The organism is uncultured Nevskia sp. (genome assembly GCF_903885465.1).
Classification (GTDB): Bacteria; Pseudomonadota; Gammaproteobacteria; order Nevskiales; family Nevskiaceae; genus Nevskia.
The window spans coordinates 1-19,736 of record NZ_CAISIQ010000341.1 but is presented as its reverse complement, the minus strand read 5'-3'; the positions used below and the strand labels follow the sequence as shown (position 1 = coordinate 19,736).

The 19,736-nt window shown below is 64.3% G+C and carries 18 protein-coding genes and 2 pseudogenes; 16 read left to right on the top strand and 4 right to left on the bottom strand.

Annotation, left to right across the window (positions count from 1 at the left end):
* A pseudogene (locus QZY06_RS13490) lies at nucleotides 1–463 on the bottom strand (hypothetical protein); the annotation flags it as partial.
* Between the two features lie 134 nt (nucleotides 464–597).
* Here QZY06_RS13490 and QZY06_RS13485 point away from each other — a divergent pair.
* From QZY06_RS13485 to QZY06_RS13475, 3 genes are read left to right on the top strand one after another with little or no spacing between them, the layout of a single operon-like run.
* A complete protein-coding gene (locus QZY06_RS13485; RefSeq protein ID WP_295685315.1) occupies nucleotides 598–1,296 on the top strand; it encodes a TetR/AcrR family transcriptional regulator in 699 nt (232 codons plus the stop codon).
* A 33-nt stretch (nucleotides 1,297–1,329) separates the two neighbouring features.
* Nucleotides 1,330–2,259 carry a fatty acid desaturase gene (locus QZY06_RS13480; RefSeq protein ID WP_295685313.1) on the top strand — a complete coding sequence of 310 codons (930 nt, stop codon included), beginning with the start codon at nucleotides 1,330–1,332 and terminating at the stop codon, nucleotides 2,257–2,259.
* Nucleotides 2,260–2,316: 57 nt separating this feature from the next.
* Entirely contained in the window at nucleotides 2,317–2,493 is a 177-nt protein-coding gene (locus QZY06_RS13475; protein ID WP_273455013.1) for a rubredoxin, read from the top strand.
* Here the strand turns inward: QZY06_RS13475 and QZY06_RS13470 are convergent.
* Both QZY06_RS13470 and QZY06_RS13465 read right to left on the bottom strand, forming a co-directional pair.
* A complete protein-coding gene (locus QZY06_RS13470; protein WP_295685309.1) occupies nucleotides 2,472–3,287 on the bottom strand; it encodes an alpha/beta hydrolase in 816 nt (271 codons plus the stop codon). The genes QZY06_RS13475 and QZY06_RS13470 overlap by 22 nt on opposite strands.
* Entirely contained in the window at nucleotides 3,284–4,879 is a 1,596-nt protein-coding gene (locus QZY06_RS13465) for a benzoate-CoA ligase family protein (protein WP_295685306.1), read from the bottom strand. Before QZY06_RS13465 ends, QZY06_RS13470 begins: the two co-directional genes overlap by 4 nt.
* A 152-nt stretch (nucleotides 4,880–5,031) precedes the next feature.
* Between QZY06_RS13465 and QZY06_RS13460 the strand changes: the two genes are divergently transcribed.
* The 4 genes from QZY06_RS13460 (at nucleotide 5,032) to boxA (ending at nucleotide 10,569) form a co-directional block, all read left to right on the top strand.
* Nucleotides 5,032–5,937 carry a helix-turn-helix transcriptional regulator gene (locus QZY06_RS13460; RefSeq protein WP_295685303.1) on the top strand — a complete coding sequence of 302 codons (906 nt, stop codon included), beginning with the start codon at nucleotides 5,032–5,034 and terminating at the stop codon, nucleotides 5,935–5,937.
* A gap of 73 nt (nucleotides 5,938–6,010) precedes the next feature.
* A complete protein-coding gene (gene boxC, locus QZY06_RS13455) occupies nucleotides 6,011–7,684 on the top strand; it encodes a 2,3-epoxybenzoyl-CoA dihydrolase (RefSeq protein WP_295685300.1) in 1,674 nt (557 codons plus the stop codon).
* 211 nt (nucleotides 7,685–7,895) lie between these two features.
* Nucleotides 7,896–9,323, top strand: coding sequence for a benzoyl-CoA 2,3-epoxidase subunit BoxB (gene boxB / locus QZY06_RS13450; RefSeq protein WP_295685297.1), 1,428 nt, complete (start codon nucleotides 7,896–7,898; stop codon nucleotides 9,321–9,323).
* Between the two features lie 28 nt (nucleotides 9,324–9,351).
* Complete coding sequence (gene boxA, locus QZY06_RS13445) at nucleotides 9,352–10,569, top strand: benzoyl-CoA 2,3-epoxidase subunit BoxA (protein ID WP_295685294.1); 1,218 nt, start codon at nucleotides 9,352–9,354, stop codon at nucleotides 10,567–10,569.
* Nucleotides 10,570–10,598: 29 nt separating this feature from the next.
* On the opposite strand, the gene QZY06_RS13440 is transcribed toward boxA, so the two are convergent.
* Nucleotides 10,599–11,933 carry an MFS transporter gene (locus QZY06_RS13440; RefSeq protein WP_295685291.1) on the bottom strand — a complete coding sequence of 445 codons (1,335 nt, stop codon included), beginning with the start codon at nucleotides 11,931–11,933 and terminating at the stop codon, nucleotides 10,599–10,601.
* Nucleotides 11,934–12,099: 166 nt separating this feature from the next.
* On the opposite strand from QZY06_RS13440, the gene cyoA reads away from it, so the two are divergent.
* The 9 genes and pseudogenes from cyoA to QZY06_RS13395 form a co-directional block, all read left to right on the top strand.
* Complete coding sequence (cyoA, locus tag QZY06_RS13435; protein WP_295685288.1) at nucleotides 12,100–13,194, top strand: ubiquinol oxidase subunit II; 1,095 nt, start codon at nucleotides 12,100–12,102, stop codon at nucleotides 13,192–13,194.
* A 19-nt stretch (nucleotides 13,195–13,213) separates the two neighbouring features.
* Nucleotides 13,214–15,244, top strand: coding sequence for a cytochrome o ubiquinol oxidase subunit I (cyoB, locus tag QZY06_RS13430; protein WP_295685286.1), 2,031 nt, complete (start codon nucleotides 13,214–13,216; stop codon nucleotides 15,242–15,244).
* Nucleotides 15,241–15,867 (top strand): cytochrome o ubiquinol oxidase subunit III, encoded by a 627-nt coding sequence (cyoC, locus tag QZY06_RS13425; RefSeq protein ID WP_295685283.1) that lies wholly within the window; start codon nucleotides 15,241–15,243, stop codon nucleotides 15,865–15,867. Before cyoB ends, cyoC begins: the two co-directional genes overlap by 4 nt.
* A complete protein-coding gene (gene cyoD, locus QZY06_RS13420; RefSeq protein WP_295685280.1) occupies nucleotides 15,864–16,286 on the top strand; it encodes a cytochrome o ubiquinol oxidase subunit IV in 423 nt (140 codons plus the stop codon). The genes cyoC and cyoD overlap by 4 nt, the downstream gene beginning before the upstream one ends.
* On the top strand, nucleotides 16,286–17,038 hold the full coding sequence (locus QZY06_RS13415) for an SURF1 family protein (RefSeq protein ID WP_295685276.1): 753 nt from the start codon (nucleotides 16,286–16,288) through the stop codon (nucleotides 17,036–17,038). Before cyoD ends, QZY06_RS13415 begins: the two co-directional genes overlap by 1 nt.
* Nucleotides 17,039–17,075: 37 nt before the next feature.
* Nucleotides 17,076–18,419, top strand: a complete 1,344-nt coding sequence (locus QZY06_RS13410) for an ATP-binding protein (protein ID WP_295685273.1) — start codon at nucleotides 17,076–17,078, stop codon at nucleotides 18,417–18,419.
* Nucleotides 18,416–18,952, top strand: a complete 537-nt coding sequence (locus QZY06_RS13405) for a response regulator (RefSeq protein WP_295685270.1) — start codon at nucleotides 18,416–18,418, stop codon at nucleotides 18,950–18,952. Before QZY06_RS13410 ends, QZY06_RS13405 begins: the two co-directional genes overlap by 4 nt.
* A gap of 70 nt (nucleotides 18,953–19,022) precedes the next feature.
* A complete protein-coding gene (locus QZY06_RS13400; protein WP_295685267.1) occupies nucleotides 19,023–19,472 on the top strand; it encodes a MaoC family dehydratase in 450 nt (149 codons plus the stop codon).
* Between the two features lie 46 nt (nucleotides 19,473–19,518).
* Nucleotides 19,519–19,736: pseudogene (locus QZY06_RS13395) on the top strand (hypothetical protein); the annotation flags it as partial.

Below are 19,736 nucleotides of genomic sequence, written 5' to 3'. Positions count from 1 at the left end.
CCAGGCTGCAACCGGTCAGCTGATCGCCGCCGCGGGCGGGAGCGAGGTCTTCGAATAGCAGGCAGAACGTGGTCTTGTCGGCGGCGATGTCGGCGAACAGCGCGGTGGCCACGACGGGTCCTAGACGCGGCGCGACCACCTGATAGAAGCGCGTTTCGCGCTCGTAAAGGCCGAGCGCGGTCCCGGAGGCGCGGCTGGTTTCGCCAGCGGCGGCCATCTTGGCGACCAGCGTTGCCGGGGCGCCGGCTTCGGCGAGATCGTAAGCGAGGGTGATGCGCAGGTTGGTGCCGAGCATGCCGTTGCCGACCGCGGCGGTGCTGGCGCTGGTCACTTGCGCGGCACGGATACGGCCGCTGGCGCGTAGCACTGCAGTCAGCCAGGCCGGTGTCAGCCCTTCGGGACCATCGATCAACGGATGGCCTGCAGCCGGGTCATGGCGCAGCGGGGCGGTCTGGGTGCTCATGCGTTCTCCTCGCGTTCTGGTGGTGTTATGTCCGGCATGTCGATGCTGCCGAATCAAAATTTGACGCTGTATAATTTACAGTGTTAAATCAAGTTATGCCACGAGCCCCGTTAAGTCAAGAAAGCCTCGATGCGATGCGCCAGCGCCTGGTGTGGCTGGCGCTCGACATCTATCGTCGCGAGGGCATCGATGCCATCTCGCTGCGCCGCCTGGCCGAAATGGCCGGCATCAGCCACACCTTGCCATATCGCTACTTCGAATCGAAGGAAGCGCTGCTGATCGCGCTGCGCACCGAGTGCACCCAGGCCTTCGATCGCCACGTGCACGAGCAGGAGCGCGCCAAGGCGCCGCCGCTGGAGCGCATCCGCTCTGTGGCCGAGGCCTACATCGATTACGTGCGCCGCTGGCCGACCGACTACCTGCTGATCTTCGCCGCACACCCGACGCCGCTGGCCCAGTACCCGGACCTGCTGGCCGCGCGCCAGCGAGTGGTGGAGCACGGTGTGGAAGTGGCGCAGTCGGCGATCGACGCCGGCCTGCTGCATGGCGATGCCCGTCAGGTCGCCCATCTGTTCTGGATGTCGCTGCATGGTCTGATGACCCTGCACGTTGCCGGTCAGCTGGTGCATGGCTGCAGCCTGGAGGATCTGCTGGAGCCGATGATCGAATCGATGATCGGCAGCAAGGCGCAAGCGGCTCCGATGGCTGTCCCGGCGGCCGCTCCAGTTGCCGCAAGCGCGCGCCGCCGTCCAGACCCGAACCGGCCGCCGCGCGTTCCACCCAGCGATGTCCTGATCGCGCCCCGGCGTCGACGTCCCGGCCCGCGCGGCTGAACCGTTCCAGATCCGCTTACCTGTGAGTTCTACATGAGCACTGCCCCCGTATCGCTGAACGGCCTGAGCCCCGAGCAGAAGGCCGAATTCAATCGTCTGACCCGTGCGCCCGACATCGCCTGGCCAACCGTCGCGCTGTGGGTGCTGGTGGTCGGCGTCTACCTGTCCAGCTACGTGCTGGCCGGTATTGGAGTGATGCCGTTGTGGTGGGGCATGGTCATCAATAGCGTCATCGGCTACTTCGCGTTCTCGATCGTCCACGACTCCATTCATCGGGCGATCTCGACCAATGCAAAGCTGAACGACTTCATCGGCCAGACCACCGTCTGGCTCGGCGCGCCGTATGTCGATCTGAAGCTGTTCCGCTGGGGCCACATCCTGCATCACCGTTTCACCGGCGGCCCGCGCGATCCGGACCAGATCCTGCACGGCCCGAGCTGGAGTCTTCCATTTCGCTGGATCGCGATCGATCTGCTCTATCTGATCCACTCCATTCGCTATGGAGACAAGATCTCTAAGCCCTACCTGCGCCGTTCACTGTGGCTGACCGCAGGCACGGCCGTGGTCTTTGGCGCGCTGATCGCCAACGGTTATTTCTGGCATCTGGTGATGCTCTGGTTCGTGCCGTCGCGAATGATCTTCCTGACCCTCGGCTTCAGCTTCTTCTGGCTGCCGCATGTGCCGCACGACGTGCGCCAGGACGAGAACCTGACCAAGGCCACGGCGATCCGCCTCGGCCATGAAGGCTTCATGACGCCGGCGCTGCAGTACCAGAATTTCCATCTGATCCATCACCTGTATCCGACCACGCCGTTCTACAACAACGTCCGCGTCTGGCAGCTGCTGGAACCGGCGCTGCGCCAGCGCGATCTGGCGATCCAGTATGGCTTCGCGATCCGGCCGACGATTCATCCGGCACCAGCGACCACCGAACAATCACAGCCTCAGGCCCGAGCCGCCTGAGCCCAATCAAGGCGCTATCAAAGCGCCATCAAAACAAAACTAATCGGAGGAGAACCGATGAGCACCGCCAACCGCCGCTATCGCTGCCGCTACTGCTCGCATGTCTACGATGAAGCCCTCGGCGACGCCGACGCCGGCATCGCACCGGGCACCCGCTTCGAGGACATTCCAGATGACTGGATGTGCCCGGAGTGCGGCGCGGCGAAGGGCGATTACGATCTGATCGAGGGCTGAAGTTTCGCCAGCCAGCTGATGATCGCGGCAGTCACTCGTTCGGGCTGATCGCGATGCGGCGAATGGCCGCAGGCGTCGAGCTTCAATAGCTCGACTTTCGGTGCAGCAGCAGCGATGCCGTCGATCTGCGCCATCGTTCCGTACTCGTCATCGACGCCCTGCACGGCAAGCACCGGACAGGCGATGCGCGGCAGCAAGGCTTCGATCGACCAGGCCTTGAAGCGTTGATCGAGCCAGACGTCGTTCCAGCCCCGGAACGCGGATTCGACGTCGTCGTGGAAGCGGGCGAGCTTGGTCTGGAAGTCGGTCGTCTCGTAAGTCACTCGTGCGCGTTCGATGCTGGTGATGCTGATCGGTTCGACCCTGATGTGTGGCGCCAGCACGATGATGCCGGTCAGCTGCGAGCCGAAATGCGCGGCATGGATCAGAGCGATCGAACCGCCGTCGCTATGGCCGAACAGGATCACGCGTTCGCGTTGCAGATCGACGCCGACTGCCGCCAAGAATGCTGGCAGCACCTCCAGCGCCTGGATTTCCAGGAAGTCCGGGCCCCAGCGCTCATCCGGCGGCTTCGGCGTCGAGCGGCCATAGGCGGGGCGCGAATAGACCAAGCCGCGGCAGCCGGTGGCGGCGCAGAGCTGCGCTGGAAAGTCGCGCCACATCGCGACCGAGCCGAGGCCTTCGTGCAGGAACACCAGCAACGGCGCAGCCAGCGTTTCAGCGTTGATCCAGACGTATTCGATCGACAGATCGCGGTCGCGATTCCTGATCGCCGCGAACAGGGATGCACTCACGCCTTGGCTGCTTCGCGTTCGCGCAGCTTGTAGCGCTGGATCTTGCCGGTCGGCGTCTTCGGCAATTCGTCGATCAGCACCAGATCGCGCGGCACCTTGTGCGGGGCCAGCCGGGCTTTCAGGAAGCTGCGCAGCTCGCTGCAGAGATCCGGGCTACGGGCATGGCCGTCCTTGAGCACGACGAAAGCCTTGCAGCGGGTCAAACCCTCGGCATCCAGCGTGCCGATCACCGCCGCTTCGAGCACCGCGCCGTGCGCCATCAGGCCGCTTTCGATCTCGAAAGGCGACACGTACTGGCCGCTGACTTTCAGCATGTCGTCGGCGCGGCCGGAGTAGGTGTACCAGCCTTCGGCATCGCGCACGTACTTGTCGCCGCTCTTCAGCCAGTCGCCGATGAAGGTGGCGCGGGACTTGTCGCGATTGGTCCAGTACATCAGCGCTGCGCTGTCGCCGCGCACCTGCAGCTCGCCGGTTTCGCCGTCGGCGCTGGGCAGGCCGTCCTCGTTGATCAGGCGAATCTCGTAACCGGGCACCGGCTTGCCGCTGCTGCCGTAGCGCAGGCCTTCGTCGCTGTTCGACAGGTAGATGTGCAGCATCTCGGTGGAGCCGATGCCGTCGAGAATCGGGGCGCCGTAATGCGCGGTGAAGCGCTCGCCGACGTCCTTCGGCAGTGCTTCGCCGGCCGAGGTGCAGCGGCGCAGGCGCAAGGCATCACGCGCGGGCAGGGCGGGCGAGGCGAGCATCAGCGCGTACAAGGTCGGCACGCCGAAGAACACCGTGGGCTGATGACGCGTGAGCTTGTCGAACACCGCTTCGGCCGTCGGCCGCGAGCCGAGCAGCACGACGGTGGCGCCGACGCTGAGCGGAAAGCTCAGCGCATTGCCCAGGCCGTAGGCGAAGAACAGCTTGGCGGCCGAGAAGGTGACGTCGCTTTCATCGAGCTTCAGCACATGCCGGCCGTAGGTTGCGGTGGTCATGAACAGATTGCCCTGCGTGTGCACCGTGCCTTTCGGCTTGCCGGTGGAGCCACTGGAATAGAGCCAGAAGGCGATGTCGTCGCGATGGGTCGTAGCGGCCGTTATCGCTTCGTCACCTTGGTCGGAAAGCATGGCGAACGGTTGCGAGCCGGCAGGCAGCGCTGCTGCGTCGGCGTCTGACACGAACACTGGCAGTGGGCCACTCGCAGCCAGCGCGGCTTGCACGGTCGGCAGCAGATTCATCGACGTGAACACGGCACGCGCGCCGCTGTGGCTGATCATCCAGGCGTAGTCCGCCGCCGGCAGCAAGGTGTTGACCGCGACCGGCACCACGCCGGCGTACAGGCAGCCGAGGAAAGCGATCGGCCAGTCGACGCAGTCCTGCATCACCAGCAGCACCCGTTCTTCACGGCGCAGGCCGAGCGCGGGCAGGGCAGCGGCGAAGCGGCGCACACGGCTGGCGAGTTCGCCGTAGCTCATCGTGCGGCTGTCGTCGATGTACGCCGTCTTGGCCGCGCGCGACGCGTTCAGCGCCAGCAGGTGCGCGGCAAAATTGAATTGCTCGGGCGGGCGCTCGATCGTCGGATTCGTCGAGGGGTGCATCGGGGCTTGCATCGGTGCTGCTCCTCCTTCGCAATGTCCGGGTGCATGGCGGTCCGCGCCCGGTACGAGATGAATCGCCTCATGGAAGGCGCGGCGAAAATGCAACATAATGCATCTCAGCGTCAAGCCTGACGCGTTTCCGGAATGCCTGCTCGAACTCGCCGATGAGCCGCGAACGCCCTGCCGAAGTCCCCGTCGAAGTTGCGACTGAAGACGGCCGCGAGCCGCTGCTGGTGGCGCTCGGCACCCGGGTGCGCGGCCTGCGCGCGCGGCGCGGCATCACCCGGAAAACGCTGGCTCAGATCGCCGATGTCTCCGAGAGGCACCTGGCCAATCTTGAAGCCGGCGACGGTAATCCTTCGGTGCTGATTCTGGCCCAGGTCGCCCGCGCGTTGGATTGCCCGATTGCCGAACTGCTCGGCGATGAAACCACCGATTCGCCGGACTGGCTGCTGATCCGCGATCTGCTGCACGAGCGCACGCCGGCCGAGCTGGCGCTGGCGCGGGCGCGGCTCACCGAGCTGTTCGGCGTCGACGGCGCGGCCGATCAGCGCTCGCAGCGCATCGCGCTGGTCGGCTTGCGCGGTGCGGGAAAATCGACTCTGGGACGGATGCTGGCTGCCGAGCGCGGCATTCCCTTCGTCGAATTGAATCGTGAAATCGAGCGCATCGCTGGCTGCAAGCCGGAGCAGATCCATACCTTGTATGGGCCGGCGGCCTATCGCCGTTACGAGCGCCGCGCACTCGATGAAGCGTTGAAGGCGCATCCCGCCGCGGTGATCGCAACGCCGGGCGGCATCGTGTCCGAAGCGGCGACCTTCAACGTGCTGCTGGCCCATTGCTACACGGTCTGGCTGACCGCGGAGCCGGACGAGCACATGAACCGGGTGGTCGCCCAGGGCGATCTGCGGCCGATGTCCGGCAACCGTGAAGCGATGGCTGATCTCAAGCTGATCCTCAACGAGCGCGCGCCGTTCTATGCCAAAGCCGATCTGCGCTTCGATACCAGCGGCAAGGCGCTGGAACGCTGCCATGCGGAACTGAGCGAAGCGCTCGCGAAGACCATCTGAAGCTCCGACGGGTTGACGTGCATAATAATGCATGCACAATAATGCATCACCGTCGCGCCACGAGGATGTTCCGATGAGCCTGCCTGCCACGCCGCCCGCTGCTGCCGATCTGCAGGTCGACTATCAGACCGATCCCTCGCAGTACCGCCACTGGAAGCTCAGCTTCGACGGCACGACTGCGCGGCTGGCGATGGATGTCGCCGAGGATGGCGGCATCAAGACCGGCTACAAGCTGAAGCTGAACTCCTACGATCTCGGCGTCGACATCGAACTGCACGATGCGCTGAACCGCATCCGCTTCGAGCATCCGGAAGTGCGCACCGTCGTCGTCACCAGCAGCAAGGACCGCATCTTCTGCTCGGGCGCCAACATCTTCATGCTGGGTCTCTCCACGCATGCCTGGAAGGTGAACTTCTGCAAGTTCACCAACGAGACACGCAACGGCATCGAGGACTCCAGCCGCCATTCCGGCCTAAAGTTCCTCGCCGCGGTGAACGGCGCCTGCGCTGGCGGCGGCTACGAGATGGCGCTGGCCTGTGATCGCATCTTGCTGGTCGACGATCGTTCGTCGTCGGTGTCGCTGCCGGAAGTGCCGCTGCTGGGCGTGCTGCCGGGCACTGGCGGCCTGACCAGAGTCACCGACAAGCGCAAGGTCCGCCATGACCACGCCGACATCTTCTGCACCAGTGTCGAAGGCGTGCGTGGCCAGCGCGCCAAGGACTGGCGGCTGGTCGACGAGATCGCCAAGCCGGCGGCTTTCGAAGCGGCGATCAAGGCCGAAGTCGACACGCTCAGCGCGCAGAGTGATCGCCCGGCGGATGCCAAGGGCGTTGCGCTGACACCGATCAATCGCAGCCTCACCGCGGATGGCGCCGAGTACGGCAACGTATCGATCCGCATCGACCGCGCCAAGCGTCTCGCCCATCTCACCGTGCGTGCGCCGAAAGCGGCGCAGCCATCGGACCTCGCCGGCATTCTCGAAGCCGGCGCCAGTTGGTGGCCGCTGCAGATGGGCCGCGAGCTGGACGATGCGATTCTGCATCTGCGGACCAATGAACTGGATATCGGTACCTGGCTGCTGCGCACTGAGGGCAGCCAAGCTGCGGTGCTGGCCTGCGATGCCGCACTCGAAGCGCATGCCGCAAACTGGTTCGTGCGCGAAACGCGCGGCCTGCTGCGTCGCTGCCTGGCGCGGCTCGATGTCTCGTCACGCAGCTTGTTCGCGCTGATCGAAGAGGGTTCCTGCTTCGTCGGCACGCTGGCGGAAATCGCCTTCGCGGCGGACCGCAGCTACATGCAGCTGCTGCCGGAGAACGGCCCGGTGATCCAGCTCAATGCGCTCAACTTCGGCGCTTATCCGATGGTCAACCACAAGGCCCGTCTGGCACGCCGCTTCTACGAAGAAGCGGCGCCGATGGAATCCGCCAAGCGTGCGATCGGCCAGCAGCTCGATTCCGCTGAAGCAATGAGCCTCGGCCTGATCACCGCGAATCCGGACGATATCGACTGGAATGATGAAATCCGCACCGCCTGCGAAGAGCGTGCGGCGCTGTCGCCCGATGCCCTGACCGGCCTCGAAGCGAACCTGCGCTTCGGCCCCGGCGAAACCATGGAGACCCGCGTGTTCGGCCGCCTCAGCGCCTGGCAGAACTGGATCTTCATTCGCCCCAACGCCGTCGGCGACAAGGGTGCGCTCAAGGTCTACGGCAAGGGCGAAAAAGCGATCTTCGATCGCAATCGCGTCTGAGGTTGTGCACCCGCAACGTCAACATCATTCCTCACGCAAAGGCGCCGAGACGCAGAGAAAGACGTTCCGAAAGCGAATGCGTAAAGAACCTGTAGTGGCACGCAATATCACGACGCCTGCAGTTCTTTTCCAGTTCTTTCGTCTGTTGTTCTTCGCGTCTTGGCGCCTTTGCGTGAATCCTTTTTGTTTTTAGCTTAAGCGAGCATTCATCATGTCCACGATCGACTACAGCCAGAAGATTCCGAACAACGTCAATCTGTCCAGCGACCGCACCTTGCAGCGCGCGCTCGAGAACTGGCAGCCGAATTTTCTGAACTGGTGGGGCGACATGGGCCCGGCGGGCTCGCATCGGCACGATGTCTATCTGCGCACTGCGGTGTCCGCCGAGCCGAGCGGCTGGGCGCACTTCGATCACGTCAAGATGCCGGACTATCGCTGGGGCATTTTTCTGTCGCCGCAGGTGCAGGATCGCAAGATCCATTTCGGCGAGCACAAGGGCGAGGACGTCTGGCAGGAAGTGCCGGGCGAACACCGCGCCAACCTGCGCCGCATCATCGTCACCCAGGGTGACACCGAGCCGGCGTCGGTCGAGCAGCAGCGCCATCTCGGCATGACCGCACCCAGCCAGTACGACCTGCGCAACCTGTTCCAGATCAATGTCGAGGAAGGCCGCCACCTGTGGGCGATGGTCTACCTGCTGCACCGCTACTTCGGCCGCGATGGTCGCGAGGAAGCCGACGCGCTGCTCGAACGCCGCTCCGGCCAGGAAGACAATCCTCGCATCCTCGGTGCCTTCAACGAGCAGACGCCGGACTGGCTGAGCTTCTTCATGTTCACCTACTTCACCGACCGCGACGGCAAGTTCCAGCTTTGCGCGCTGGCCGAGTCGAGCTTCGATCCGCTGGCCCGCACGACCAAGTTCATGCTGACCGAGGAAGCGCATCACATGTTCGTCGGCGAGAGCGGCGTGTCGAGAGTCATCGCCCGCACCTGCGAGCTGATGAAAAAGCACAACGTCGAGGCGCCGGATCAGGTGCGCGCGCTCGGCGCGATCGATCTCGGAACCTTGCAGCGTTATCTGAACTTCCATTACAGCGTGACGCTCGATCTGTTCGGCGCCGATCAATCTTCGAATGCGGCGACCTTCTATTCGTCCGGCATCAAGGGCCGTTACGAGGAAGGCCGGCGAGTCGACGACCATGTGCTGAAGGACATGGGCTACAAGATTCTCGAAGTCGTCGACGGCAAGCTGGTCGAGAAGGAAGTGCCGATGCTGAATGCGCTGAACGAAGTGCTCAGAGACGATTTCATCAAGGATTCCGAAGCCGGTATCGGCCGCTGGAACAAGGTCATCGAAAAGGCTGGCCTGCCGTTCCGGCTGACCGTGCCGCACAAGGCCTTCAATCGCCAGATCGGTTCGCTGTCCGGCGCCCGTGTCGCACCGGATGGCTCGCCGATCAGCCAGGCGCAGTGGGACGCCAATGTTTCCAACTGGCTGCCGACCGTCGCCGACCGCGCCTACGTGACCAGCCTGATGGGCTGCGTCAACACGCCGGGGCAGTACGCGAACTGGATTTCGGCGCCACTGGTGGGCGTCAACAAGCAGCCGATGGACATGGAGTACGTGCGCTTCAATTGAAGCGCACAACATTCCTCAAGCGCCCGCCATGAACGCACCCGCACCATCCGTGCTGAAGCAGCATCTGATCGATCCGGTCATCTGCATACGCTGCAATACCTGCGAAGAAACCTGCCCGATCAAGGCGATCACCCACGATTCGCGCAACTACGTCGTCGACCCGGACATCTGCAACGGCTGCGGCGCCTGCATCTCGCCGTGCCCGACCGGTTCGATCGACAACTGGCGCAGCGTGATCAAGGCCGAGGCCTACAGCCTCGATGCGCAGCTGAGCTGGGACGAGCTGCCGGAGGAAGTGGAGCTAGATATCTCGGCCGGCAGCACGGCTGACGAGGAACCCGGCTTCGCGCCGCCGCCGCTCGACAGCGCACGCGGCTCGACGATGGCGCCGAAATCGGCCGCGACGCCGAGCGTCAACCTGCACACGATCAAGCAGCCGGCGGTGGCGACCGTGGTCGGCAATTTCCGGGTCACCGCCACCGATCACGACAGCGACACCCACCACATCGTGCTCGACTTCGGTTCGCAGCCATTCCCGGTGCTCGAAGGCCAGTCGATCGGCATCATCCCGCCGGGCACCGATGCCCACGGCCGGCGGCATCACGCCCGTCAGTATTCCATCGCCAGCCCGCGCGATGGCGAGCGGCCGAAGTACAACAACCTGTCGCTGACCGTGAAGCGCGTGCTCGTCGATCACAGCGGCCAGCCGGTGCGCGGTGTCGCTTCGAACTATGTCTGCGATCTGCAGAAGGGCGATCAGGTGAAAGTCATCGGCCCATTCGGCAGCAGCTTCCTGATGCCGGACGATGCGAAAGCCAATCTGCTGATGATCTGCACCGGCACCGGCTCGGCGCCGATGCGTGGCATGACCGAGCGGCGGCGGCGTTTGCATCAGGATGGCGATGGTCAACTCATGCTGTTCTTCGGTGCTCGCAGCCAGGAAGAGCTGCCGTACTTCGGGCCGCTGATGAAGCTGCCGAAGACGTTCATCGACATCAACCTGGCGTTCTCGAGGACACCCGGCCAGCCGCGCACCTACGTGCAGGATCTGATGCGCGCCCGCGCTGCCGACATCGCCGCGCTACTGAAGTCCGACGACACCTACCTCTACGTCTGCGGCCTGAAGGGCATGGAAGACGGCGTCATCGATGCGCTGCGCTATGCCGCCGATCAACACGGCCTGGATTGGCGAGCGCTGCATCCGAAGCTGAAGGCGGAAGGGCGTCTGCACCTCGAGACCTACTAAGCGCGGGCTAGTGCCGCGCGCAGCAGGATTCAGTCCTCGCGCATTTCCAGATTGCGGTTGATGCCGAGTGCCATCAAGGTGCCGACCGCGCCGGACAGCAGGTACAGGCCGACATAACCAACGCCGAAGCGGCTGGCGATGAACAGCGCCACCAGCGGTGCGAAGGCCGCGCCGACCAGCCAGGCGAGATCCGAAGTGATGATCGCGCCGCTGTAGCGGTAGCGGCTCGGGAATGTCGAGTTGATCGCGCCTGCCGCCTGGGCGTGGGTGAAGCCGAGCAGCACGAAGCCGCCGAGCACGAACAGCAGCGCGCCGATCAGGCTGCCGTGCAGGAACATCGGCAGCAGGCCGACCAGGCTGAACAGCGCGATCAGGCCGGCGCCCAGCGCCAGGGTGGCGCGGCGGCCGATGCGGTCGGCGATCTGGCCGGACAGCAGCATGCCGACGATGCAGAGCAGTGATCCGAACATCTGCACGCTCAGACATTCGACGACGCTGACTTTCTCGGTGCTCAGCAAGGTCACCCAGGACAGCGGAAAGACGGTGACGACATGGAACAGCGCGAAGCTCGCGAGTGGCGCGAAGGCGCCAAGCACGATGCCAGCGCGCTGGGTGCGCAGCAGTTCGCCGGTCGGCGAAGGCTCCAGTTCGCGGGTCTGCAGCAGCGCGGTGAACTCCGGTGTCACCACCAGGCGCAGACGGGCGAACAGCGCTACGACGTTGATGGCGAAGGCGACACAGAACGGGTAGCGCCAGCCCCAGTCGAGGAAGTCGGCCGGCGTCAGCGATGACACCAGGAAGGCAAACAGGCCGGCAGCGATGAAGAAGCCGATCGGCCCGCCCAGTTGCGGCAGCATCGCGTACCAGCCGCGCCGGTTGCGTGGCGCATTCAAGGCCAGCAATGACGGCAAGCCATCCCAACTGCCGGCGATGCCGACACCCTGGGCCATGCGCATCAGCGCCAGCACCACGATCGCCCACTCACCGAGCACCGCATAGCCGGGCAGGAAAGCGATGCCGGCGGTCGAGGTGCCGAGCACGAACAGGGCGATGGTCAGCTTGCTGCCGCGGCCGTAGCGGCTGTGGATCAGTCGGAACAGCGCCGAGCCGAACGGGCGGGCGATGAAGGCCAGCGAAAAGATTGCGAACGAATAGAAGGTGCCGGTCCTGGCGTCGACGAACGGGAAGAACACCGACGGGAACACCAGCACCGAGGCGATGCCGAAGACGAAGAAGTCGAACATTTCCGACAGTCGGCCGATGACCACGCCGATGGCGATTTCGCCAGGCGCGATCTGCGTGCCGTGTGCCTTGGCCGGTGCCTTGATGCTTGCCTGATTGCCTGCTTGGGGCGTGCTGGACATCGTCATGTTCCCGATCGATCGCGCTGGCCCGGTTCGGCCAACGATGCGTACCTTCGCACGATTGCCGGTCCGCGCCGATGGGACAAAAGGTCCAATCGCGGATTGCCGGCCCGGGGCCTAGATTGCGATCCGTACGCAGACCCGTACGCCGAACCGGACGCTGTCCATGCCTGCCCGCCTGCCCAGATTGCATTCACTGCTGCTTCAGCTGCTGCTGAGCTTGCCGCTCGCCGGTTGCGACATGGTGACCTTGTCGCCGTCCGGCGATATCGCGGCCCGGCAGGGCGATCTGATCGTCATTGCCACCGTGCTGATGCTGCTGATCGTGGTACCGGTGATGATACTGACCGGCTGGTTCGCCTGGCATTTCCGGGCGTCCAATCAGAAAGCCAATCACGATCCGGACTGGCATCACTCGACGGCGCTGGAACTGGTGATCTGGTCGGCCCCGCTGCTGATCGTGATCATGCTCGGCGCGGTGACCTGGATCTCCACTCATACGCTGGACCCGTTCCGCAAGCTCGATCGCATCGCCGAGGGGCGTCCGGTGCCGGAAGGCGTGCGGCCGCTGAAGGTGCAGGTGGTGGCGCTGGACTGGAAGTGGCTGTTCATCTATCCGGACTACGGCATCGCCAGCGTCAACGAGATGGCCGCACCCGTCGATGTGCCGATCGAATTCCAGATCACGTCATCGACGGTAATGAACTCGTTCTTCGTGCCGGCGCTGGCCGGCCAGATCTACGCGATGCCGGCGATGGAAACCCGGCTGCACGCGGTGATCAACAAGGCTGGCGACTTCGAAGGCTTCTCCGCCAACTACAGCGGCGCCGGCTTCTCGCACATGCGCTTCAACTTCAAGGGCATGGACGGCGAGGGCTTCGATCGCTGGGTCGCGGCAGTTCGTGAGTCGAATACCGAGCTGGGCCGCGGCGAATACCTGCAGCTGGAAAAGCCGAGCGCACGCGAGCCGGTACGTCACTACGGCAAGACCATGGCCGGGCTCTATGACGCCGTGCTGAATCTATGTGTCGAGCCGACCAAGATGTGCCAGCGCGACATGGCGGCGATCGACGCCCGCGGCGGTCTGGGTCTGGCCAATGTCTACAACGTGACGCGCCTCAGCTACGACGCCGACCGCCGTCGCGGTGCCGAGCTGCCGGCCAGCAATGTCTATGTCGCCGCGCTGTGCTCGCTGCCGTCCGACGTGATGGCTTCGCCGGTCGATCCGGCGTTCTATGGCAGCCGCCGCCTCGCGCCCTGATTCCAGAATCGATCCGAAAATGACCATCGCATCCGAACCCAATTCCGCGCCGGCGCAGCTGCACGATTCCGTGTTCCTGGGTCGCCTGAGCCTGGAGTCCATTCCGTACCACGAGCCGATCATCCTGGTGACCTTCGCGGTTGCCGGTCTGCTCGGCCTGTCGCTGCTGGTATGGATCACCCGCGCGCGCGCCTGGGGCTGGCTGTGGCGTGACTGGTTCTGCACCATCGATCACAAGAAGATCGGCGTGATGTACATGGTGCTCGGCTTCGTGATGCTGATCCGAGGCTTCTCCGACGCGATCATGATGCGCGCCCAGCAGGCCATGGCCTTCGGCGATGCCAACGGCTATCTGCCGCCGCATCACTACGATCAGATCTTCACCGCGCACGGCGTGATCATGATTTTCTTCGTGGCGATGCCCTTCGTCACCGGCCTGATGAACTACATCGTGCCGCTGCAGATCGGCGCCCGCGACGTGGCCTTTCCGTTCCTCAACAACTTCAGTTTCTGGATGACCACCGCCGGCGCGGTGTTGGTGATGCTGTCGCTGTTCATCGGCGAGTTCGCGACCACCGGCTGGCTGGCGTATCCACCGCTGTCGGGCGCGGCGTACAGCCCGGGGGTCGGTGTCGATTACTACATCTGGGCGTTGCAGATCGCCGGTGTCGGTACCTTGCTGTCCGGCGTCAACCTGCTGGTGACCATCATCAAGATGCGTGCGCCGGGCATGGGCCTGATGCAGATGCCGATCTTCACCTGGACGAGCTTGTGCACCAACGTGTTGATCGTCGCCGCGTTCCCGGTGCTGACCGCGGTGCTGGTGCTGCTGGCGCTGGACCGCACGGTCGGCACCAACTTCTTCACCAATGATTTCGGCGGCAACCCGATGATGTACGTGAACCTGATCTGGATCTGGGGTCACCCCGAGGTCTACATCCTGATCCTGCCGCTGTTCGGCGTGTTCTCCGAAGTGGTGTCGACGTTCAGCGGCAAGCGCCTGTTCGGCTATGCCTCGATGGTCTACGCGACCATCGTCATCACCATCCTGTCCTACCTTGTCTGGCTGCATCACTTCTTCACGATGGGCTCGGGCGCGAGTGTCAATTCGTTCTTCGGCATCACCACGATGATCATCTCGATCCCGACCGGCGCGAAGATGTTCAACTGGTTGTTCACGATGTATCGCGGCCGCATCCGCTTCGAGCTGCCGATGCTGTGGACGATGGGCTTCATGTTCACCTTCGTGATCGGCGGCATGACCGGCGTGCTGCTCGCCGTGCCACCGGCGGACTTTGTGCTGCACAACTCGCTGTTCCTGATCGCCCACTTCCACAACGTGATCATCGGCGGCGTGGTGTTCGGCGTGTTCGCTGGCGTCAGCTACTGGTTCCCGAAAGTGTTCGGCTACAAGCTCGATGTGTTCTGGGGCCGGGTGTCGTTCTGGTGCTGGCAGATCGGCTTCCTGTTTGCCTTCATGCCGCTGTACATCCTCGGCCTGATGGGCGTCACCCGCCGGGTCAGCCACTTCGAGGACACGAGCCTGCAGCCCTGGTTCATCGTCGCTGCGTTCGGCGCGGTGCTGATCGGTTGCGGCATCCTCGCGATGCTGGTGCAGTTCCGGGTCAGCTACGTGCGTCGTGAATCGCTGCGCGATGACTCCGGCGATCCCTGGAACGGCCGCACCCTGGAATGGGCAACCTCGTCGCCGCCGCCGGACTACAACTTCGCGTTCACCCCGCGCGTGCATGACATCGACGCCTGGTGGGACATGAAGCGCGGCGGCTACCAGCGGCCGACCACCGGCTTCCTGGCCATCCACATGCCGAAGAACACGCCGGCCGGCATCATCCTCGCGGGTATCAGCGGCGTGATGGGCTTCGCGCTGATCTGGCACATCTGGTGGGCGGCGGGTGCTGCGTTCGCCGCACTCATCGCCACCGCGATCGTTCACACCTTCAATCTCGACCGCGATTACCACGTGCCGGTCGAAACGGTGACCGCGGTCGAAGACCTGCGCACTCGTCAGCTGGCGGAGGCCGGAGCATGAGCAGCAGCACGATCTCCCCGCCGGCAGAGACCGGCAACCGCTACCTGGTCAGCGGCGAGCATCATCCTGCCAACGGCACGATGCTCGGCTTCTGGCTGTACCTGATGAGTGACTGCCTGATCTTCGCGGTGCTGTTCGCGATGTATGGCGTGGTCGGCGGCAATTACGCGGCCGGACCGTCACCGAAGGATCTGTTCGATCTCGAACTGGTCGCGGTCAACACCGCGATGCTGCTGCTGTCGTCGATCACCTACGGCATGGCGATGCTGGAAATGCAGCGCCACCGGGTCAAGCCGACGATGCTGTGGCTGGCCGTCACCGGCCTGTTCGGCCTGGCCTTCGTCGGCATCGAGATGTACGAGTTCCATCATCTGATCCATGAAGGGGCAGGGCCGCAGCGCAGTGCATTCCTGTCGGCGTTCTTCACCCTGGTCGGCACCCATGGCCTGCACGTCAGCTTCGGCATCGTCTGGCTGGTGGTGCTGCTGACCCAGCTGGGCCGCTGGGGCCTGACCGCCGCGAACCGTCGCCGGCTCGCTTGCCTGTCGCTGTTCTGGCACTTCCTCGACGTCATCTGGATCGGCGTCTTCACGGTTGTCTATCTGATGGGAGCCCTGCGATGAGTGCCGCCAATGTTCATGGCTCCGATGCCCGGCCGGTCGAAAGCCATGTTCACGGCCATGACGAGGGCCACCACGACGGCGACGAACTGCCGCACGCCAGCTTGCGCGGTTACCTGATCGGCTTCCTGCTGTCGGTGTTCCTGACCGCGATCCCGTTCTGGCTGGTGATCGGCGAAGTGTTCGCGGACAAGCGCATCACCACGGCGATCATCGTGGTCTTCGCGATCGCCCAGATGCTGGTGCACGTCGTCTACTTCCTGCACCTCGACACCCGTTCGCAGGCTGGCTGGAACATGCTGGCGGCGATCTTCACCATCGTGCTGGTGGTGATCGCGATCTCGGGCTCGCTGTGGGTCATGTACCACATGAACGCCAACATGATGCCGATGGACGAACACGAGCTGCGCAACCAGCCCTGATGGACAAGGCCCGGCCACGGCGCTGGCCTCGGCTAGCGCTGCTGGCAGGGCTGGCGCTGGCCTTCATCGGCTTCGTGGCGCTCGGCAGCTGGCAGCTCGAACGGCGGACCTGGAAGCTGGCGCTGATCGAGCGAGTGGAGGCGCAGCTGCAGGCGTCGCCGGTTGAAGCGCCCGGCCCTGCCGCCTGGGATCGCATTGACCGGGACGACGAATACCGGCGACTCCGCGTCTCCGGCCGCTACCACCACGATCTGGAAACCTGCACCCAGGCGGTCACTGTGCGCGGCCCCGGCTGCTGGGTGCTGACGCCGCTGGAAACGGTCGATGGCTGGACCGTGCTGATCAACCGCGGCTTCGTCGATCCCGCGCAGCGTGAGCCAGCGACCCGTGCCGATGGCCAGCCGGAGGGCATCGTCGCCATCGACGGCCTGCTGCGCCTCAGCGAGCCGCGCGGCGGCTTCCTGCGCCGCAATGATCCCGTGCAGAGCCGCTGGTATTCCCGCGATGTCCTGGCAATCGCTGCGGCTCGTGGCCTGCCGGCAGAGCGCGTTGCGCCTTACTTCATCGATGCCGGCAGCAGCGTGCGCGGCGGTCCGGTCGGCGGGCTGACCGTGGTGCGCTTCCACAACAGCCATCTGGTCTACGCGCTGACCTGGTACGGCCTCGCCGCGCTGAGCCTGGCCGGCGCACTGCTGGTGATCCGCCCGGACTGGCGCCGGCGCAGATCCCGCGGTCATGCCGAATCCCTTTGAGATGGAGCGACCGGGGTCCGCTGCTACCATCCGGCTCATGACCGCGCTTCCCGCTCCGCCGCGCCGCTTCTCGCTGCTCGATTCGCTCGGCGAAACGGCGAACCATCAGAACGCGATGCTGCTGGTGCAGCTGCGCTGGCTCGCGGTGTTCGGCCAGGCGCTGACCATCGGCTTGAGCACCGTCCTGTTCGACCTGCAGCTGCCGATGGCGACGATGTTCGGCGTCGTCGGCGTGCTGGTGCTGTTCAACCTGTACAGCATGCTGAGGCCGCGGCCGGACCGCGAAGTGCGCGACAGCGAGCTGATGACCGGGCTGTTCATCGACATCACCGCGCTGACCGCGCTGCTCTACCTCAGCGGCGGGGCGACCAACCCCTTCGTGTTCCTGTACCTGATGCAGGTGACCCTGGGCGCCATCCTGCTGGAGATGCGCTCCACCTGGGTGCTGGTCGCCTATTCCTGTGTGTGCTTCGTCGTGCTGATCGACCATCACGTGCCGCTGGTGTTTGGCGAGCATGCGCAGCGCACGGCCTTCGATCTGCACGTGCTCGGCATGCTCGTCTGCTTCGTGCTCGACATCCTGCTGCTGGTGGTTTTCATCCGCCAGATCGGCACCAACCTGCGTCGCCGCGACCGCAACCTGGCCGATCTGCGCCAGCACGCCGCCGAGGAAGATCACATCGTCCGCATGGGCCTGCTGGCCTCTGGCGCTGCTCATGAACTGGGCACGCCGCTGTCGACCTTGTCGGTCATCATCGGCGACTGGCGACATCTTCCGGAGTTCCGCGAGCATCCGGATCTGCGCCAGGAACTGGATGATGTCGATGCCGAGCTGCGGCGGATCAAGGACATCGTCAACGGCATCCTGCTGTCGGCCGGCGAAGCGCGCGGCGAACGGCCGATCCTGACCACGGTCGCCCACTCGCTCGGCGATACCGTCGATGAATGGCGCAGCCTGTGGCCCGGCGTCACGCTCGATTACGTCGTCGAGGAACCGCTCGATCGCGAGGCCTTTCACCGCACGCCGGTGGTCTCCGATTCGGCGATGCGCCAGGTGCTGTTCAACGTCTTCGACAATGCCCGCGAAGTTTCGCCGAGCTGGATCGGCGTCACCGTGCGCTGCCGCGACAGCCTGCTGACCATCGACGTGCGCGACCACGGCCCGGGCTTTCCGCAGGCGATGCTGGCGCGCATCGGCAAGCCCTATCAATCGAGCAAGAATCGCCCCGGCAGCGGCCTGGGCCTGTTCCTGGTGGTCAACGTACTGCGCAAGTTCGGCGGCCATGTCGACGTCATCAACGGCGAACACGGCGGCGCCATCGTCCGGCTGCAACTGCCGCTGAGCGCACTGGTGTTCGAACGCGGCGAGGGCGGAGCATGAGCGGACGCACCCTGCTGATCGTCGAGGACGACCCGGCCTTCGCCCGCACCTTGCGGCGCTCGTTCGAGCGCCGCGGCGATACCGTGCACAGCGCCGCCAGCCTCGAAGCCACAATCGCCGTGCTTGCCGAAGCCAAGCCGACCCATGCCGTGGTCGATCTGAAGCTCGGCCAGGAATCCGGCCTGGCCGTGGTCCGCCATCTGCACGGCCACGATCCGCAACTGGTGATCGTCGTGCTTACCGGCTATGCCAGCATTGCCACCGCCGTCGAAGCGATCAAGCTCGGCGCCAGCAACTATCTGGTCAAGCCCTCGAACACCGACGACATCGAGGCCGCGTTCGCCGGCGAGTCGGTCATCGAAGCCGAAGACCTGCCGATGAGCGGCCGGCAGACCTCGCTGAAGACGCTGGAGATGGAGCGCATCCACGAAGTGCTCGCCGAGACCGGCTTCAACATCTCGGAAACTGCCCGCCGCCTGGGCCTGCATCGCCGCACGCTGGCTCGCAAGCTGGCGAAGCGCTGGGTGTCCTGAGGCTGGACCGGCTGGTCATGGCCGTGATCGAATCGGGTTTCCTCACTCTCTTCGATACGACCCGATCACCATGAAATTTCCCGAATACCACACCGGCCAGACCTTCGTTCTCGGCCCGGTACTGATGACCGAAGAGCGGATCATCAAGTTCGCCACCGACTGGGACCCGCAGTGGTTCCACACCGATCCCGAACGCGCCGCCAACAGCCGCTGGAACGGCCTGATCGCCAGCGGCTGGCACACCGCGAGCACGGCGATGCGGCTGGTCGTCGATGGGCCACTAAAGGATTCGGGTTCGATTGGTTCGCCCGGCCTGGCTTATCTGAAGTGGCTGGCGCCGGTGCGGCCGAATGACGAGATCAGTGTGCATCTCGAGGTGCTGGAGACTGGGGTCTCGAAGTCGGGACGGATGGGGTCGGTGAGGTGGCGGTGGTTGGTGAAGAACCAGGCTGATGTTGTGGTTCTGGATACTGAGGCGACGAGTTTGTTTGAGCTGGCTGCGGGAGCGGCTCAGCAATGAGGTCCTGCGAAACAACGAAATGCATCTAGCGTCAGGTAGAACGATCATGCAGCGATTCAGTTTGATGATTTTTGCGGATTATTTTCAGTTCTACTTGCAGGACGAATCATCAGAAGAAAATCTCTCTGATAGCTGGGATGACGAAGCGGTAGAACGACTGCTCGCGATTGCTTCCGGCGTCGGTGGTGTGGGTACTGTCCGGAACATGAGCGTTCCCGTTAGTGTGGAAAAAACAAAGCTGGAGCCGGCTTTGGATGGTGACCT